The organism is Calderihabitans maritimus (assembly GCF_002207765.1).
In the GTDB taxonomy this organism is placed as follows: domain Bacteria; phylum Bacillota; class KKC1; order Calderihabitantales; family Calderihabitantaceae; genus Calderihabitans; species Calderihabitans maritimus.
This window is the reverse complement of record NZ_BDGJ01000057.1, coordinates 1-3,908: the sequence shown is the minus strand read 5'-3', so window position 1 is coordinate 3,908 and position 3,908 is coordinate 1. Positions and strand designations below refer to the sequence as shown.

At 55.5% G+C, this 3,908-nt stretch carries 1 protein-coding gene; it reads right to left on the bottom strand.

What is annotated here, in order from left to right; translation table 11 throughout:
• Positions 1-3,785, bottom strand: a 3,785-nt coding sequence (gene cobN, locus KKC1_RS05730; RefSeq protein ID WP_088553531.1) for a cobaltochelatase subunit CobN, incomplete at its 3' end; no start/stop codon positions are given.
• Positions 3,786-3,908: the final 123 nt, after the last annotated feature.

Here is a 3,908-nt window from a genome sequence, read left to right as displayed (position 1 = left end):
TCGATGGCACCACCTTGGAAGTCCCCCTTAACTTCGCCCATCTTCTCTTCAATCCAGCCTTCGATCTCCAGGTAGAACTCCTTCAAACCTTCCAGAACTTCCAGATCAGCGTTCCACAGGCCGCGCTGGTGGGCTTCCAGCAACCTCCTGGCAATTTCCTCCATTGCCCAGGGATTGTGCTCCTCGAAGAACTTGCGGTTTTCTTCATCCAGGATGAAGGTCCTGGTAATGTCGTCAAAGATCCAGTCGTCGACTTCCTGGGTGGTGGCCTCCCAGCCGTATACCCGACCGATGCGCTTAGAAATGTCACCGGCACCCTTGTAGCCGTGCCGCTTTTGTCCCTCAATCCACTTGGGATTAAGCAGCTTGGTGCGCACCACCCGCCGGATTTCGTCAGCAAGTGTCCTTACCTCCACGTGTTCCGGCTCCCTGGTATCCCCGTAATATGTTTTGACATCCTTACCAGAGGCCACCCGCGCCGCCGCAGTCAGGCCGCCGTGGGTGCCGAAGTAGCAGCAGCAACCAAAGAGGTCGTACTCGTCGGTAACCACCTTGTTATAGGTTACATCCACCGTCTTCAGGCTGGCCTGCAACTGGCGGAAGGCCTCCTTGCCAAAGACACCTTTGCCGTAAGCATAACCGTTCCAGTAGATGAAAATATCTGCCAGGTCTTTTTCATCTTTCCAGGCCGATGCGTAAACAGCCAAGTTAACGCCAGCCTGGTAGGTGCCGGGCTTCGCCGCAAAGATGCGCAAGGTGGCATCCCGCCAGGCATTTTCATCCATTCTTCCGTCCAACTGGGCAAGGGTGTGCTTGCGGACATAATTCTCTTCTGGGGGTTCATCAAGTGCGGCAACAGTACTGATAGCTTCATCCAAAAGCTCGATGCAGTTGGGGAAGTTGTCCCTCGTAATCCCTGAAACTCGAACAGTTAGATCGATGCGTGGCCGCCCGAGTTCCTCCAATGGAATCACCTCAATACCGGCAACCCGCCCGTTGGGGAGCCACTTCGGCCGGCAGCCCAAAAGGTAGAGCATCTGCCCCAGACCTTCGCCATCGGCCCACATGATGTCGTTGCACATCCAGTAGAGGGCGATATTTTCCGGGTAACGTCCCTCCTCGGTAAGGTGTTTGGCTAGGACCTTTTCCGCCAGGCGCTTCCCTACCTCCCAGGCAGCCTTTGTGGGCACACGATGAGGATCTAAGGAGTAGAAGTTGCGACCGGTGGGCAGGACGTCGTCCCGCCCCCGGGTAATGAGCCCCGAGGGTCCGGCCGGAATGTAGCAGCCGTCAAAACCGGCCAGCAGCGATTCGATCTCTTTAGAAGCTTCAATGCGCTGGTTCAAATCCAGTACCCGGGGCAAAAGGGCGTTTACTTCTGGCAAGGCCTCGGGGGAGACAAACTTCTCACCCAGGACCTCTCGGGCAAAACCCGGATCCACTTCCTTGCCCTTTAGGAACCGGCCAATAAAGACCTTGGCGGCGGCATCAATTTCTTCCAGAAGGGCGCCGTAGGATTTACCGTAGCGAAGCGAAAACTTCCCCTGGTCGGCCAAAAGCTCGGCGAGATCCAGATTCATGAGCCTGGCCACTGCTCGGCGCCGGGAAACCCCCTCCCCGGCATCAAAGCGCAGGATGGAGTTTATGAATTCCACCCGCTTTTCGCCATGCGGGATCTCCCCAAAGATGTGCTGGCCGTCCTGAATCTGAGTGTTCCGGATCAGAGAAAGCACTTCATGAGCTTTTTCGGCAATGGCGGCAAAATCATCATGGCCGCCTTCCACAGGGATTTGCTTCTCCAGGTTGGTCTTTTTGATTTCTTCGATAATCAAATGCTTTAAAGTATGGGCACGGGCAGGATCGGCTATCTTGGCCTTTTCGTATTCTTCGAGATACCGCTCCAGTTCGTCCAGTTCGTCGTAAAGGCCACCCTGGGTCATTACCGTCTGCATGTGATCGACGAGCACGGCGTAGCTCCGCCGCTTGGCGATGGTCCCCTCCGGTGGGTTATCGGCGTTGTAGATATACAGGTGCGGCAGAGTGCCAATGGCCAGGTCGGGGTAACAGTCCCTGCAGAGGCCCACCCCTTTACCAGGTAAAAACTCCAGGTTCCCGTGGGTGCCCACGTGCACGATCACGTCCGCACCAAACTCTTTCTCCAGCCAGCGGTAGGTGGCCAGATACTGGTGGGGCGGCGGGATGTCCGGGTCGTGCAGGATCTTGCAGACCCGCCCGTCGCACCGCGATCCGGCACAGCCTCTTTTCGGCTGGACGCACACAACAGCATTCCCGTATCGAACCCCGGTAACGATGATTTTACCTCCATGCACCATTGCCGCAGGAACACCGTTTTTCGCTTCTCCCGGAGGTTCACCCCAGGCTTCGATGAGGCGTTCCCGCACCCGCGGAGAAAGGGTGTCAAACCACTGCCGGTACTCCTCCACAGGAATCAGCTCCAGGGCCCCGCCCTTGCTGATGATTTCATCAGTGGTTGTCCAGCGGAACTCGGAAATGGCCTTGCGGCTCATGATCGTGTCAATGAGTTCTTTGCCATCAGCAGGAGCCTCCACCTTGTAGCCAGATTTTTGCATCTGCTGCAGGATCCTGGCCACACTCTCCAGGGTGTCGAGGTTGGCCCCACACCCGACAGTGGCTTCTACCGAAGCGCAGGGGTTATTATGCAGGATAAAAGCCACTTTTCTCTCGCTCACTGGCTTTTGGGCCAGCTTTATCCAGTTGGCCAGCCGGTCAACTAAATGCCGGCACCGCTCCTCAACGGGCATCCGTATCTCCAGTTCCCCTTCGAGCCTTGCCCCGGCAATGAAGATGGGCTCGATAACGCCTTCAAACTCCGGCATGGCAATGGTCCACGAGATATCCTGGTTCAGTCCCTGCGGGTCTAAAGCCCATTCCTCCACCGTCCGGTAAAACGAGGTTACCGGCTGAAAGACGGGAACACCCAATTTCTGCAGCAAAGTTACCCCTGCAGAAGCTACATTTTCTTGCAGGAAATCATCACTTTTCGCACCGGCCTCAAGGAAGAAGGCCACCAGTTTCACCAGGGCGGCTATGCGGGGACGTCCTTCTGCATCGAAAAAGTACTCCCGCACCACCTCCCCCGAACCTTTTGTTCCCAAATCGGCGTCCTTCAGAGAATAACAAAAGGCCGGAATAACATTATACCCCTTTTCTTCCAGCAGGCGTATCAGCATATCCTCCACTGCTGTGTTCCCGTTAACCCAGTGGCCCCGGGAAAAAAGCAGCCCTACCGCAGGGGCGGGTTTGGGCTTGTACCAGGCCAGGTAATCTTCTACACTGGTGAAGTAATCTTCAGCCCGGGGGTGATAGATGCCCTCCCACGGGAGGGGAAGGGGCTCCTCATAGGTTACATCCATCCCCAAAACCCCGGCCGCCACGTACCGGAGCATGCGGGCGAAGTTCTCCGCCCCGCCGTAAGCTATATACGTGTAGCACCGGGAAATGATCTTCGCATCCACCGTAGAAAGGCCCCATAAGGCCGGGTCATGGGCAGTACAAATAACGGGCTTATCCATCTTTTTAACGGCCTCTTCCAGCTCAGCCCAAATAGTTTCAGATGCAGACCGGTAGAAAAAGATCAAGTCGGATTGGGCCATGTCTTCAAGCGCGTCCGCCAGATCCTCCTTACCTTCATCCAGAAAGCGGGCCGAGTATACTTTCACCTCCAGCACATCTTTCACTAGCTCCCTGGCCCGCCGCATGGTAGTGGTATGGCTGTGCCACATAACAGCGGTAATTTTTTTCATGTATCTTCCCTCCCTATTAATGCCAGCATTATAAGGGGTACTATTTTTCGGCCTTTCATTGATCTTTATTCCTCCTCGCTGATGAAACTAAGAAGATTTCACACTTCTCCTTGCTTCTTGTTT